This window comes from Gloeocapsa sp. PCC 7428, assembly GCF_000317555.1.
GTDB lineage: Bacteria > Cyanobacteriota > Cyanobacteriia > Cyanobacteriales > Chroococcidiopsidaceae > Chroogloeocystis.
In genome coordinates, this window is the sequence record NC_019745.1 from 2,351,406 (window position 1) to 2,367,227 (window position 15,822).

At 51.8% G+C, this 15,822-nt stretch carries 4 protein-coding genes; all 4 read left to right on the top strand.

What is annotated here, in order from left to right; translation table 11 throughout:
• The first annotated feature begins 2 nt into the window (after nucleotides 1-2).
• The 4 genes from GLO7428_RS10320 to GLO7428_RS28955 are packed head-to-tail and all read left to right on the top strand — an operon-like array spanning nucleotide 3 to nucleotide 15,772.
• Complete coding sequence (locus tag GLO7428_RS10320) at nucleotides 3-284, top strand: DNA-binding transcriptional regulator (protein ID WP_015188499.1); 282 nt, start codon at nucleotides 3-5, stop codon at nucleotides 282-284.
• Between the two features lie 56 nt (nucleotides 285-340).
• Entirely contained in the window at nucleotides 341-5,602 is a 5,262-nt protein-coding gene (locus GLO7428_RS25990; protein WP_196797485.1) for a PAS domain S-box protein, read from the top strand.
• Complete coding sequence (locus GLO7428_RS27780; protein ID WP_015188501.1) at nucleotides 5,589-10,949, top strand: PAS domain S-box protein; 5,361 nt, start codon at nucleotides 5,589-5,591, stop codon at nucleotides 10,947-10,949. The genes GLO7428_RS25990 and GLO7428_RS27780 overlap by 14 nt, the downstream gene beginning before the upstream one ends.
• On the top strand, nucleotides 10,946-15,772 hold the full coding sequence (locus GLO7428_RS28955; protein WP_015188502.1) for an ATP-binding protein: 4,827 nt from the start codon (nucleotides 10,946-10,948) through the stop codon (nucleotides 15,770-15,772). The genes GLO7428_RS27780 and GLO7428_RS28955 overlap by 4 nt, the downstream gene beginning before the upstream one ends.
• Nucleotides 15,773-15,822: the final 50 nt, after the last annotated feature.

Genomic DNA, 15,822 nt, shown 5'->3' on the forward strand with positions numbered 1-15,822 from the left:
TTATGGCAACTACACCTGGCACCTCAATCGAACACCGGACTGACGTGAGCAAATTTATTCGCCAGTTACGTAACCTGCTGGAACTGACACAGGCACAATTTGCCTTGAAATTAGGTGTCGCTTCTCCAACGATCGTCCGTTGGGAGAACAATAAAACGCAACCCTCTCAGTTGGCACTCTTGCAACTGAAAGCGATGCTGCAAGAACTGACGAACTCATCCGACGAGGTTCAGCAAGCGTATGCTCAAGCTCTGCTGATGAAGTACTTCGGCGAGAACTTTTAGCAACCGTTAGGTCTGGTCATGCCATGCAGCCCCAAGAATCTCCTACCGCTCAAACCATGAAACACTCCGATCAAGATGGATCGCCCTCTGCTGAAAGTCTAATGGGCACCCTCCTGCAAGGAGCAGATGGCATCGTGCTGTCTTGCGATCCGGTGGCAGAGCAACTGTTGGGCTACAGTGCCAGACAGCTTGTGGGGACAACGGCATTTGATCCTGCGTGGCAAACAATTCATCCTGATAGGTCTTCGTTTCTACCAGAGCATTACCCAGCGATCGCGGCGTTGCGATCGCGTAAACCCTGTCGCGATGTTGTAATGGGTTTTTATCAACCCGACGGTAATCTCGTCTGGCTTTGCCTTAATTCAACTCCCCTGTTTCAACCGGATATTGAAACGCCCTATGCGGTGGTGACGACCTTCCATGAAATTCCGAAGGCAACTGCATCTTTGTCTTCATTAGAGGAAGAGGCATCCACTTCTGCAAATCTTGATCCGATTGAAGGAAAGTCTGAAGCAGACGTTTGCCGCTCGATCGAAGAACAGTTACGGGTGAGTGAACAGCGCTTCCGCCGCCTTGCCGACTCAATGCCGCACATCGTCTTTGCTGCCCGACCCGATGGCAGCATCGTGTATGTCAACCGTTTTACCCAGGAATATACGGGACTGAGCAGCGAACTGTTAGAGCAAGGATGGGCAGTCTGTGTTCATCCTGACGATCGCGATCGAGTCTTTCAAACCTGGATGCAAGCGGTGCAAGCAGGCGAGTCCTACGAGATGGAATGTCGGTTCCGCAAAGCCGATGGCACGTATCGCTGGCTCTTGAGTCGGGGATTGCCAATTCGAGATAGCGAGGGGCAAATCGTCGAGTGGATTGGTGGCAGTACCGACATCCACGATCGTAAACAAGCTGAGATTGTATTGCAGGAGAGCGAAGAGAAACTGCGACTGTTTGTGCAGTACGCCCCCGCTGGAGTCGCCATGTTTGATCGAGAGATGCGCTACCTCCAGGTGAGCCAGCAATGGGTGGATGCCTATGGACTGGGTTCGATTGAGGCAGTGTTGGGGCGATCGCACTACGAAATCTTTCCCGAAATCTCCGATCGCTGGCGCGAGGCGCATCAACGCGGTTTGGCAGGCGCAACTGAGAAATGCGATGAAGATCCCTTCGTGCGCGCAGATGGTTCGGTGCAATGGATACGCTGGGAAATTCGCCCCTGGCACGATAGCACGGGTCAAATTGGCGGTATCGTCATCTTCTCGGAGGAGATTACCCAACGCAAGCAAGCCCAGCAGCAGCTTCAACAAACGCTACAAACCCTGGAAACCCTGGTTGCGTGTTCCCCACTGCCGATCGTGGTGATTGAGCCAGACTGTATTACTCGACTGTGGAACCCTGCCGCAGAACGATTATTTGGCTGGAGTGCCGCTGAGGTGCTGGGGCAAGAGTTGCCGATCGTGGCTGAGGAAAAGCGCGAGGAATGTCGCCAGGTGCGAGCGGCAGTGGTGAGTGGGGAGATTTTCTCAGGGATAGAAACCTATCGCTGCAAACGCGACGGCTCAAACGTCATCCTGAGTATTTCAGCGGCTCCTCTCTATGATGAGCAGAACACAGCCAATGCGATCGTGCTGATTTTTCAGGACATTACCGAGCGTCAGCAGGCAGAATCCGCTTTGCGCGACAGTGAACAACGGCTGAAAATTGCTCTCCAAACTGGCAAGCTTGGCTCCTGGCAACTGAATCTAATCACGAACGTCCTGGAAAGCTCGAATCAGTGTAAGGCGAACTTTGGGTTAGCACCAGAAGAAGAGTTGACTTATGAACGGCTGTTCGAGTTGATTCATCCAGAGGATCGTGAAGCTGTCCGGCAGACTGTTCAGCAGGCGATCGCCACCCGCACTGATTACGAAGCCGAATATCGCGCGATTTGGTCTGATGGCAGTGTGCATTGGATTCTGGCACGGGGACGGGCAATTTATGACGACCGCACTGGCGTTCCTTTGCGGATGGTTGGTGTCACGCTCGACTTCAGCGATCGCAAAGAGATTGAAGCCGCCTTACGCGAGAGTAATGAACGGTTTCAGACTGCCATGCAAGCGGTCGATGGCATTGTGTTTGAGTGGAACCTGCAAACGGGTTACGTTTATCGTTCCGAGGGATTGCTTCAGCTTGTGGGAGTCCGAGCCGAAGATGCACCGCCGACCAGAGATTGGTGGGCAGAACGCATTCACCTCGATGACCTGCGGCGGATTGAGTCAAGCGCTGCATCGGTAATGGCAAGTGGCGATCGCTATCAAGGCGAGTATCGGGTACGGCATGAGGATGGACACTGGGTCGAAGTGTGGGAACAGGGCTACCTGAAACGCAATTTGCAGGGAGACCTGATTGGAATTATTGGCTGTACCACCAATATCACTGAGCGTAAGCAAGCAGAGGAAGAGTTACGGCAAAGTCAGGCGATCGCTGAACATCAACTGGTAGAAATTGAAGCCATTTATCAAACTGCGCCAGTTGGTCTAGCAATTTTAAGTCCTGACTTGCGCTTTCAACGAATTAATCAACAACTTGCAGAAATCAATGGTATTGCTGCCGAAGACCACATTGGGCGTACCGTGCGCGAAATTGTTCCCGACCTGGCAGACGAGGTTGAACCGTTATTCCGGCAAGTTTTAGAAACAGGAGAGCCGTTGCTGAATTTAGAAATTAGTGGCGAAACGAAGGCTCAACCGGAAGAGCATCGAACCTGGATTGAAAACTGGTATCCGATTAAGGATGCGAACGGACAAGTCATTGGGATCAATGTAGTTGTTCAAGAAATTACCGATCGCAAACAAGCTGAAGCAGAGCGTGAACAATTACTGCACCATGAACAAGTTCTACGCCAGCAAGCAGAGGCAGCAGAGGCAAAACTGCAACAGGTGTTAACCAGCATTCGCGAAGATTTTGTGTTGCTTGATCGCGATTGGCACATTGCCTATCTCAATGACCAGGCTACGGAAACGTTGCGACTGTCCTACGAAGAGGCTTTGGGCAGAAGCCTGTGGGATTTGTTTCCCGATCTGGTCGGAACTGAGTTTTATAATCTCCTGCATCAGGTGATGCGCGATCGCACCCCCGCTCAGTTTGAGTACTACTACCCTACCTGGGATCGCTGGTTTGAGAACCGCTTGTATCCGGCTCCCGATGGCATTGTTAATCTTTCTACGGACATTACCGATCGCAGGCGGGCTGAACTCAACGATCAGTTTCTCAACCAACTTGATGCACGGTTACGGCAACTCTCAGATGCCGATGAGATGGCGTTGGAAGTGGTTAGCAGTGTAGGCAGATACCTGAACGTCGATCGCTGTGTGTGGAATGAAATTGATAGCGACGCACAGATTGCGATCGTCAAGCAAGACTGGTATCAGCAGAGCCATATGCCCAGTGTAGTTGGGGTTTATCAATTGTCAGACTTTGCCTTGCCTGACCTGATCGACCTTTATCACCAGGGGCAACCCGTTACTGTCGCAGATGTCACCACCCATCCCTGCACAGCCCCTTTTGTTGAGAATTACATTCCTTATGGCACTCATGCCTATGTTGCAGTGCCTTGTGTAATCCAGGGAATTTGGGTGGCGATGCTGGCGGTCAACGCAAGCACCCCTCGGAATTGGCGATCGGATGAAGTCGCACTGCTACAAGAAGTGGTGTCCCGGCTCTGGTCAATCATTGAGCATACCCGCGCCGTTGAAGAACTGCGTCAGAGTGAAGTCCAGTTTCGCCAGCTTGCGAACGGGATGCCACAGATTGTTTGGGTCGCTGATGCAAACGGAACGGTAGAGTTTACCAACGATCGCTGGACAGAATACACCGGATTAACGCTTGAACAAAGCCGCGACCCTGCTGTGATGCGGCAAATCATTCCACCTGAAGATCAGGAGCAACTCCAGGCTGACTTTATTCAGGCACAGGAAGCGCGATCGCTCTATCAGTCGCAGTTTCGCTTGATTCAACCGGATGGTAGCTATCTTCATTTCCTCACTCGTGCGGTTCCAATTCTGAATGAGCAAGGACAAGTTCACAAATGGTACGGCACTTCAACTGATATTAGCGATCGCGTTCAAATTGAACGCGATCGCGAACGCATTTTACAACAAGAGCAAGAGGCACGAGAAGCCGCCGAGAACGCTAACCGGATCAAAGATGAGTTTTTGGCAGTGTTGTCCCATGAACTGCGATCGCCGCTCAATCCAATTCTAGGCTGGTCAAAACTGTTGCAGCAAGGAAAATTGGATACTGCCAGAACGAAGACAGCACTGACCACGATCGAACGGAATGCCCAGCTACAGGCACAGTTGATTGACGATCTGCTCGATATCTCCCGCATTCTACGCGGCAAACTGAGTTTGGATCAAAGTGCTGTTGACTTGAGTATTGTCATTTCATCTGCCTTAGAAACGGTTCGCCTCGCCGCCGAAGCCAAGTCATTGCACATTCAAACAATTGTTTCACCAGACGTTGGAGCGGTGATGGGTGATGCCGGACGATTGCAGCAAGTGGTGTGGAATCTGTTATCGAATGCGGTGAAGTTTACACCACCAACCGGACAAATCACGATCAGTCTAACCCAAGCTGGAACTGATGCCCAAATTCAAGTGATTGATACGGGTAAAGGCATCAAGTCAGATTTCTTGCCCTACGTGTTTGAACACTTTCGGCAAGAAGATGGCGCGACGACGCGCAAGTTTGGTGGATTGGGATTGGGATTGGCGATTGCCCGTCAAATTGTTGAAATGCACGGCGGACAGATTAGCGTAGACAGTCTTGGAGAAGGGCAAGGGGCAACGTTCACTGTGAGGCTGCCACTGCAAAAAAGTGAAGCAGTGAAGGAATGGAGGAGTGAAGGACAGGATCGCTCTTTCACCTCTTCACCCCTTAACCCTTTAACTGGCTTACACATCTTGGTAGTAGACGACGAGCCAGATTCACGCGAGTTTGTGGCGTTCGTGCTGGAGCAAGCAGGGGCGATCGTTACTAGCTTTGCATCAGGAATTGAGGCACTGCAAGTGATTGAGCGAGCGGCTCCTGATTTGATTGTCAGCGATATTGGAATGCCGGAAATGGATGGCTATATGTTGATGCAGCAAGTTCGGAGGTTAGAGCAAGGCAAGACAGTCCCAGCGATCGCCCTGACCGCCTACGCGGGAGAGTTCGATCGCCAACAAGCATTACAGGCTGGATTTCAACGGCATTTGAGCAAACCGATCGAGCCAGAGGGATTAATTCAAGCGATCGTTGCGCTAATTCAGCGTACAGGAGGTAAGCATGGCGCAACCTAAGGCAGTTGAAAATCAGCACTTGAATGCAGGAATGCACCGGAGGTCTAGCTTGAAGCAGCAACTTTGGAATTATGCTGTGGCGATCGCCCTCGTGCTAATGGCGCTGCTGTTGATGCTGGTGCTTGATCCCTACATTCAGGTTAAAAATACGACATTTTTGATTTTCCATACTGCACTGGTGCTGGCTGCCTGGTATGGCGGACGCAATACTGGGATTCTAGCCACTGTATTATCAGCATTTCTGGCAACCTATTTTTTTGGCGATCCAATTTTCAGCTTGAATGTGACCTTTGCCAGTGGCGCAAGAATTTTGATATTTGTCCTTCAGGGCATTTTGATTAGTGTTTTAGTGGGAGCATTACGCACGGCACAACAACAGAGCAAACAGAGCTTAAAACTTCAGGAAGCGGTATTTTGTGAACAGCAAGCCGTCCTACGGGAACTCCAACAAACGGAGGTAGCCCTGCGCGACAGTGAAGCGAGATTTCAGGGATTGGTCAGCAACCTGCCTGGAATGGTCTATCGCTATGCTCCTTGTGCAGATGGTACAGAGGTGTTCACGTATGTCAGTTCTGGTTCCCACGAGTTAACTGAATTGTCACCAGAAACCATTCTCCAGGATGCGGGTGCGTTTCTGGCGTTGATTCATCCCGATGATTTGCCCTCGTTTCGAGAGTCAGTGGCGATCGCCGTTGAGAATGCTATCTGGCAATGGGAAGGACGCATCATTACCCGATCGGGACAATTGAAGTGGATTCAAGGTCGTTCCCGTCCCCAGCAAACTGAAGATGGAGAGGTGTGGGATGGGTTGTTGGTTGATATTACTGATCGCAAACAAGCAGAAGAAGCCCTGCGGCGCAGCGAAGAGCGGCAGGCTTTCTTACTGAAGCTCAACGACACGCTTCGACCCCTTATGGATGTTGAAGAAATCCAGTATCAAGCGGCTTGTGTCTTGGGTGAATATTTGGGGGCAAGCCGAGTAGGATATGCCGAGGATCAGGCAGATGGTGATACGATCGTGGTGACGCAAAACTACACGAACGGTGTACCTGGGATCGAAGGGCGCTATCGTTACGACGACTATGGTGCGGAGCTTTTACGAGAATTCCAAGCTGGACGCACGGTGGTTCGCAGCAACATCGCCAATGACCCAATGCTGACCGATGCCGAGAAAGCGGCTCATGCTGTCCTGCAATTGGGAGCAACCGTGAATGTGCCGTTGCTGAAGGCAGGTCGTCTGGTCGCGGTTCTTTTTGCCCATTACCCGGTGGCGCATTCCTGGACGGAGGCGGAGGTATCGCTGATTCAAGAAGTGGTCGATCGCATTTGGGCAGCGGTGGAACGGGCACGGGCTGAAGCGGCTCTGCGCCAATCGGAGGAACGCTACCGGACATTGTTTGAGTCGATGGATGAGGGATTCTGCACTATTGAGATGATTTTTGATGCGGACGATCGCCCCATTGATTACCGATTTTTGATTACCAATCCTGCCTTCGATCGACAAACAGGCACCGAAAACGCCCAGGGCAGAACAGTCCGCGAAATCGCGCCTAACCATGAAGCCTACTGGTTTGAAATTTATGGAAACATTGCTTTGACAGGCGAAGCAAGGCGATTTGAAAATCGGGCTGAGGAATTTCACCGCTGGTATGACGTTCATGCCTTCCGCGTTGGAGAACCAGACCTGAGGCGAGTCGGCATATTATTTAACGACATTACAGAACGCAAACAGTCTGAAGCAATACTACAAGAAAGCGAAACTCGGTTCCGCACATTGGCAGACAATATGGCTCAGTTTGCTTGGATGGCAGACGAAACGGGCTGGATTTTCTGGTACAACCAGCGCTGGTTTGACTATACGGGCACAACCCTGGAAGAAATGCAGGGCTGGGGCTGGCAGCAGGTTCATCACCCCGAACACGTCGATCGCGTGGTGGAACGTATTCGCCATTGTTTTGAAACGGGTGAAGTTTGGGAAGACACTTTCCCGCTACGGGGTCACGACGGGCAATTTCGCTGGTTCTTATCACGTGCGATGCCCATCCACAACGATCGAGGTGAAGTCGTGCGCTGGTTTGGCACCAATACCGACATCACCGATCGCCTGGAAATTGAAGCTGCTTTGCGCGATCGCGAAAATATGCTCGGTGGCATCGTTGGCAGCATCACCGACGCGCTGATGATGTTTGACAACGACTGGCGGTATACCTTCGTCAACGAAGAATTTTTGCACCGGATCGGCATGAGCCTGACTGACGTGCTTGGGCAGAACGTTTGGGAGCTGTTTCCAGATGCCGTCGGCAATACCGCCTACACCCAACTGCACCGGGCGATGGCAGAACGTATCCCCGTTGAATATGAGGTTTTCTACGAGCCGTATCACCGCTGGTATAGCGACAAGGCATATCCCACTCCCGATGGCGGTTTGACCGTTTATTCCCAGGATATCACCGATCGCAAGCAAGCAGAAATAGAATTACAGATCAGCCAAGAGCGGCTACAACTGGCGCTCTCATCTGCCAAGCTGGGAATGTGGTTTTGGGACATTGAACCCGACACACTGATCTGGACTGAGCGCTGTAAAGCCCTATTTGGATTACCGCTGGATGACTCTGCGATCGCGTATGCAGACTTTATGGCAGTTTTGCATCCTGATGATCGCGAACGCACACACGAAGCGGTGGTTCGTGCGATAGAGGAGCGGGCAGACTATGACATCGAGTACCGCGCTGTCTGGCAAGATGGCTCCGTGCATTGGATTGCCTCTAAAGGCTCCTGTGTTTTTGATGCAGCGGGTAAAGCCGTCCGGATGAACGGGGTTGTGATTGACATTGACGATCGCAAACAAGCCGAAGAAAATCTGCGCGATCGCGAAGCTCAATTGGCATCCGAAGCCAGTGCGCTCGTTCGGCTAAACGAAGCCAGTTCGCGACTGTGGCGCAAGCTCAGCTTAAGTGAGGGACTTCAGGAAATGCTGGTTGCCACAATCGAACTGCTCGGTGCGGATATGGGCAACATCCAACTCCTTGATGCTGATCAAGGAATTCTTCGCATCGCGGTTCAGCAAGGCTTTAAGCAAGACTTCCTCGATTTCTTCCGTGAAGTATCAGCAGAGGATGACTCAGCTTGCGGCAGGACGCTGCGCTCCGGCGAACGTACCATTATCGAAGATGTCGAGACAGATGCGCCTTTTGCCCCATTCCGTCCAGTGGCGCGTGCGGCTGGCTATCGCGCTGTGCAGTCTACGCCGCTGATGGGTCGAGATGGCATCCTGTTGGGAATGCTTTCGACGCATTGGCGATCGCCCCATCGACCGAGTGAGCAAGATTTGCGCCGACTCGATCTGTATGTGCGGCAGGCAGCAGACTTCATCGAGTCGATTCGTGCTGAAACTGCCTTGCGCGAATCGGAAGAATTGCTTTCCAGCACATTTTCGGGTGTTGAGGGCGCGATTACCGTTTCGGAAGTGTTGGCAGACGACGAGTTCCGGTTCCTCAGCGCGAACCGGGTCTGTGTCGAATGGTCGGGCGTACCTTTGGAAAAATGGATTGGCAGCCGCTCGCAAGATATTCTTTCGCCTCAAGAAGCGGAGGCGGTTTGTGAACGATACCGCAGTGCAGTACGGACAGGGCAGGTCGTCAAATACGAGGAACGGCTCACCTTGCCAGCCGGAGAAATCTGGACTTACACCGCCGTTACGCCTTTGCGTGACCCAGACGGGCGAATCACGCGCGTGGTTGCAACCAGCATTGACATCACCGAACGCAAACAAGCCGAAGCGGCACTGCGCGAAAGCGAAGAAAATCTGCAAGCCGCGCTCGAAGGTGGGCAGATGGGCGCGTGGGCATGGAACCCAATGACGAATACGACGACCCGCGATCGGCGTGTGCTGGAACTCTTTGGGCTTGACTCCGAGGCAACAATGGGCGATACCACACCGATTTTCGATCGCATTCATCCAGATGATCGATCGAGCGTGATCGCAGCGCTGGAAGCGGCACAGCAGCCGGGTGGTGAGTACCGCGCCGAGTTCCGTGTGCTGCTCCCCGATGGAAAAACGCGCTGGCTGGCTGGAGCGGGGCGGGCACGTTTCAATGCCCAGGGCCGTGCGACACGAGTTTACGGTGTCAACTTCGACATCACCGAGCGTCAGCAAGCAGCGCAAGAGCGGGAGCAATTGCTAGAACGAGAACAGACCGCACGAGAACAAGCCGAAGCTGCGAACCGAATCAAAGATGAGTTTCTGGCAGTGTTGTCCCATGAACTGCGATCGCCCCTCAATCCGATTCTCGGCTGGTCAAAACTCTTGCAGAAAGGGAATCTTAATCCAGCAAAAACCAAAACCGCATTGGCAACAATCGAACGCAACGCCCAACTCCAGGCGCAACTGATTGATGACCTCCTCGATATTGCTCGGATTCTGCGCGGTAAATTGAGCTTGAATGAGGCAGCCGTTGATTTAGGTGTCGTCATTTCGTCTGCTCTAGAAACCGTTCGTCTAGCCGCTGAAGCCAAGGCGCTGCACGTTAAGGTCAACTTGCCAACACAGGTCAGAACCGCAATGGGCGATGCCGGACGATTGCAGCAAGTAGTGTGGAATCTGTTGTCAAATGCGGTGAAGTTCACGCCCCAAGGTGGTCAAATTACCGTTGCATTAACCCAATCGGAATCCTATGCCCAAATTCAAGTGACTGATACGGGTAAAGGCATTCATCCTGACTTTTTGCCCTACGTGTTCGAGCATTTCCGGCAAGAAGATGGCGCGACGACGCGCAAGTTTGGTGGATTGGGATTAGGATTGGCGATCGCTCGTCAAATCGTGGAACTACATGGCGGAACGATCGCCGTTGAGAGTGCCGGAGAAGGGCAAGGGGCAACGTTTACCGTCCAGCTTCCCCTTGCACCGCTCACCGATCAACAACCCCCTTCAGAGTCTGCCTCCATTGAGATCGAGGATTTGAGTGGTATTCGTATTTGGGTTGTGGATGATGAAATCGATTCGCGGGAATTTGTTGCATTTGTCTTAGAGCAAGCCGGTGCAAACGTTGCCAGTTTTTCCTCTGGAATTGAGGTACTGCAAGCCATTGAGCAGACTATACCTGACTTGATCGTGAGCGACATCGGAATGCCGGAGATGGATGGGTATATGCTGCTGCAACAGATTCGGTCAAGCGATCAAGGCAGGCATATTCCAGCGATCGCCCTGACTGCCTACGCCGGAGAGTTCGATCGCCAACAAGCATTACAGGCTGGATTTCAGCAACACATCGCGAAACCCGTTGAGCCAGCACAAATTGTGACAAGCGTTGCCCGTTTGTGTGACCAGAAGGGAGGCACCGCAGCATGAGTCAGGATGAGATGACGGAACAGGTTTTTGCAGGCGACAGTGAGATGGCAAGACTCATGCGATCGCATGATTGGTCACAAACATCCCTGGGGACGGTTGCAGGTTGGTCGCAGAGCTTGCGATCGGCATTGAGCATCTGCCTCAATTCTCGCTTTCCCATTGCGATCTACTGGGGGCAAGACTTCACCTTACTTTACAACGATGCTTGGCGACCAATCGTCGGTAACAAACATCCCTGGGCGCTCGGTTGCCCTGGGCGTGCGGTTTGGTCTGAAATTTGGGATGAGATCGGACCGGAGTTAGCAGGCGTTTTAGCGACAGGTGAAGGCACGTTTCACAAAGATGAACTGTTGTCGATGCACCGCTTTGGATACACTGAAGAATGTTTTTTTGAGTACACGTTCAATCCAATTCAGGGACAAAGTGGTGTTGAGGGCGTATTTAACATTGTCACCGAAACGACCTATCGCGTGTTGAACGAACGGCGCACTCGTCTACTCCGGGAAGTGGCATCTAGAACCGCAACTGCGAGAACTGCTGAAGCCGCGTGTGCCCTAATGGTCGAAACATTCAAATCTGATGCGGCTGACCTGCCTTTTTCGCTGCTTTACCTGGTGAGTCAGGATGAGAAACAGGCTCATCTCTGCGGTAGCACTGAGTTGCACTCAGACAGTTTCATCAGTCCAACAACTGTAAATCTTGCAACACCAGAGGCGACAGACGGTTGGTTGATCTCGCTTGCGGTTCAGACTGCCCAGCCGCAGATGATCAATGATTTACCCTCCCGCTTTGGAGTATTGCCTGGGAGTCCTTGGGCGGAACCCCCGCAGGAAGCAATGATATTGCCTATTGTTGCCACTGGACAAGGCAAGGTAACTGGGGTGCTGGTTGCGGTTGCCAGTCCACGCCGCCGATTAGATGATAGCTACCGTGATTTTCTGGAACAGGTGGCTGGACAGATTGCCCTGGCGATCGCCAATGCCCGCTCTTATGAAGCAGAACGCAAACGCGCTGAAGCACTCGCCGAACTCGATCGCGCCAAAACTGTCTTCTTCAGCAACGTTTCTCACGAATTCCGCACGCCGCTAACGCTGATGCTGAGTCCGCTGGAAGAACTCTCCAGTATGCTTGATGGGCAACTTCAGCCTGATCAGCGCGAACAGTTGCAACTGATTCAACGAAATGGTTTGCGCTTACAAAAGTTAGTCAACACCCTGCTAGATTTCTCTCGGATCGAAGCCGGAAGAGTGCAGGCATCCTATAAACCGACCGATTTGGCAACCTATACGGCTGAGTTGGCAAGCGTGTTTCGATCGCTCATTGAACGCGCCGGAATGACCCTAGAGATTGATTGCCCAACGTTGCCAGAGCCTGTGTATGTCGATCGCGAAATGTGGGAAAAGATTGTGCTCAATCTCCTCTCAAATGCGTTCAAATTTACGTTTACAGGGAGTATCACGGTTCAATTACAACCCGTTGGCGATTCAGTTGAATTGAGCGTTACAGATACAGGAGTAGGCATTCCTGAAGCGGAACTTCCCCGCTTGTTTGAACGATTCCATCGCGTCAGTGAAACACGATCGCGGACCTATGAAGGGTCAGGCATCGGGCTGGCTCTAGTCCAAGAACTGGTGAAACTGCACAGTGGAACTATTCGCGTTAGGAGTAAAGTCGATTGCGGCACCACCTTTACGATCGCGATTCCCTTTGGCTCAGATCATCTCCCTATCGAACGGATTGAAGCCACTCGCACGCTTACCTCAACCGCGTTAGGCGCAAACCCCTACGTCACTGAAGCATCGCGCTGGATATCCGATGTAGCGATTGAGAGTCCTATGGCTCTAGCCTCAGAAGACTCCCTTTCTGTTCCTGCTGCCTTTATGGATTCCTCTATAGCAACAGCAAGAATTTTGCTAGCCGACGATAACGCCGATATGCGGGATTACTTAAAGCGTCTGTTGAGCCAGCAGTATGAGGTAGAAGCGGTTGCGGATGGCAGGGCAGCATTGACGGCGATTCGTCAGCGAATTCCCGATTTGGTGTTAAGCGATGTAATGATGCCCAACCTGGATGGGTTTGAGTTGTTGCGATCGCTCCGTTCTGATCCCACCACTCAGGAAATCCCGTTAATTCTGCTGTCAGCAAGAGCGGGTGAAGAAGCCCGAATTGAAGGCTTGCAAGCAGGAGCCGATGACTATCTAATCAAGCCTTTTTCTGCCCGTGAACTATTGGCACGCGTGGAGGCAACCTTGAAACTGGCGCAACTGCGACGAGAAGCTACCCAACGAGAGCAGGATTTACGGCAGGCAGCAGAAACTGCCCAACAAGCGGCAGAGGCAGCCTATGCCCAGATCGATCAAATACTAGACCGGATGACCGATGCGTTTGTCGCCCTCGATCGCGACTGGCGGATTATTTACCAAAATACCGAAGCAGAACGGCTCAACCGCAAGCCACGCTCGCAAATTATTGGCAAAACCCACTGGGAGGAATGGACGGCTTCCGTCGGGACAAATGTGGAATATCAGTATCGTCGGGCAATGGCAGAGCAGGTGCCGGTTCACTTTGAACACCGCTACTACAGCCCGCCGGATTACGATATCTGGCTAGAAATCCACGCTTACCCTTCGGAACAAGGACTCGGTATTTTTTATCGAGACATCACCGATCGCAAACGAGCAGAACTGAACGACCAGTTTCTCAATCAACTAGACATACGGCTACGCCAACTTCCCACGGCTGAGGCAATGGCAGAGGAGACGGTTAACAGTATAGGCGAGTTCTTGAATGTCGCTCATTGTCTGTGGAGCGTGATTGATTTAGATCAGGGATTAGCGATCGTCGAGCACGATTGGCGACAACCAGGAATTCCTAGTTTAGTTGGAACCCATCGAATATCAGATTTTATTTTGCCAAGTCTCATCGACCTTTACCAAGCAGGACAACCTGCTGTTGCTCCGGATATCACGACCTATCCCTATACCGCCCCTTTCAGTGAACATTTGCTTTCCCTAAACATCTATGCTTTTTTGTCCATTCCTTGTATTCATGAAGGACGCTGGGTGGCGATGCTCTTCGTTAATAGCACCACTGTTCGGCAGTGGCGATCGGATGAAGTGACACTGCTGCAAGAAGTGGTGGCGCGGCTCTGGTCGCTGATCGAGTATACGAGAGCCGTTCAAGAACTGCGCCAAAGCGAAGCCCAATTTCGCCAACTGGCAGACGCGATGCCACAACAGGTTTGGATGACGGATGCTCAGGGTCTCACTCAATATGTGAATCAGCAGTGGACGGATTACACCGGACTGACCATTGAGCAAACCCATGATATTCGCTATGTGACTCAAGTAATTCACCCCGATGACTTCGAGGCAACCAGTGAACGCTGGCAGACTGCTTTAATGACCGGAATGCCTTATCAGGCTGAATTTCGCTTAAAGCACCAGGCGACTGATGCGTATCGTTGGTTTCTCTCGCGGGCGATCGCCATCCGCAACGAACAGGGGCAAATTGTGCAATGGTTTGGCACCAGTACAGACATTGAAGAGTTCAGACGCGCTCAAGCCGAACGAGAACAGCTTTTGGCACGAGAGCAAATGGCGCGTGAACAGGCAGAAACGGCGAACCGTATTAAGGACGAGTTTTTAGCGGTGCTATCCCATGAACTGCGATCGCCATTGAACCCGATTCTGGGTTGGTCAAAGCTTTTACAGCAAGGCAAGCTTGATGCGACAAAAACAAAAACCGCTCTGGACACGATCAATCGCAACGCCCAGCTTCAGGTGCAGTTAATTGACGATCTACTCGACATCTCCCGCATTCTGCGAGGCAAGCTTAGTCTGAATGTGCTGCCCGTTGATCTGAGTGCAGTCATCTCAGCCGCTCTGGAAACCGTTCATCTTGCTGCCGAAGCCAAATCGATCGATTTACGATTTACGATTTTGGATTCTGGATTGGAAGAAAATCCAAAATCGCAAGTTTTGGGTGATGCTGGACGATTGCAGCAAGTGATTTGGAATTTGTTGTCGAATGCTGTCAAATTCACTCCTCATGGTGGACGGGTGGAAGTAAAGTTGGCAACGGATGAAATAGATACTTCATCTGCTTCCCCTGTTTCAAAATCCGTTGCTCAAATTACCGTCAGCGATACAGGCAAAGGCATTAAACCAGACTTTTTGCCCTACGTGTTTGAGCATTTTCGGCAAGAAGATGGCGCGACGACTCGTAAATTTGGCGGCTTAGGGTTGGGGTTGGCGATCGCTCGTCAGATCGTGGAAATGCACGGTGGACAGATTTACGTAGAGAGTCCGGGTGAAGAGCAAGGTGCTACATTCACCGTACAACTACCCCTTGCGGCTCATCTCAGCGAACTGCCATCTTCAGAAGCATCCTCACCTGCCACGAGTGACTTGAACGGCATTTGCATTTTAGTGGTGGATGATGAAGCCGATTCGCGGGAGATTGTCGCGTTTGTCCTAGAACAAGCAGGTGCAGTCGTCACCAGTGCCTCGTCTGGAATTGAAGCACTGCAAATCATTGAGCAGTCTGCTCCTGATGTGATCGTCAGTGATATTGGAATGCCGGAGATGGATGGCTATATGCTGCTCCAACAAATTCGCTCTTTAGACTTGCATAGCGACTCGATCGAGCAAGGAAAGCGAATTCCAGCTATTGCCTTAACTGCCTACGCCGGAGAATATGACCGACAACAGGCGATCGCCGCTGGATTCCAGCAGCATATTCCAAAACCCGTTGATCCAGAAACACTGGTGAGCGCGATTTGTACCTTGTGCAGCGGTTCATCTAACTCAGAAACAGGATAGAACATCATTCCAGCATTTTCGACATTGCCTAAACTGATACACCTTCCTGC

Excerpts from the sequence above, each read along its gene's own strand:
- GLO7428_RS10320 (WP_015188499.1), top strand. The coding sequence starts at position 3 with ATGGCAACTACACCTGGCACCTCAATCGAACACCGGACTGACGTGAGC.
- GLO7428_RS25990 (WP_196797485.1), top strand. The coding sequence starts at position 341 with ATGAAACACTCCGATCAAGATGGATCGCCCTCTGCTGAAAGTCTAATG.
- GLO7428_RS27780 (WP_015188501.1), top strand. The coding sequence starts at position 5,589 with ATGGCGCAACCTAAGGCAGTTGAAAATCAGCACTTGAATGCAGGAATG.
- GLO7428_RS28955 (WP_015188502.1), top strand. The coding sequence starts at position 10,946 with ATGAGTCAGGATGAGATGACGGAACAGGTTTTTGCAGGCGACAGTGAG.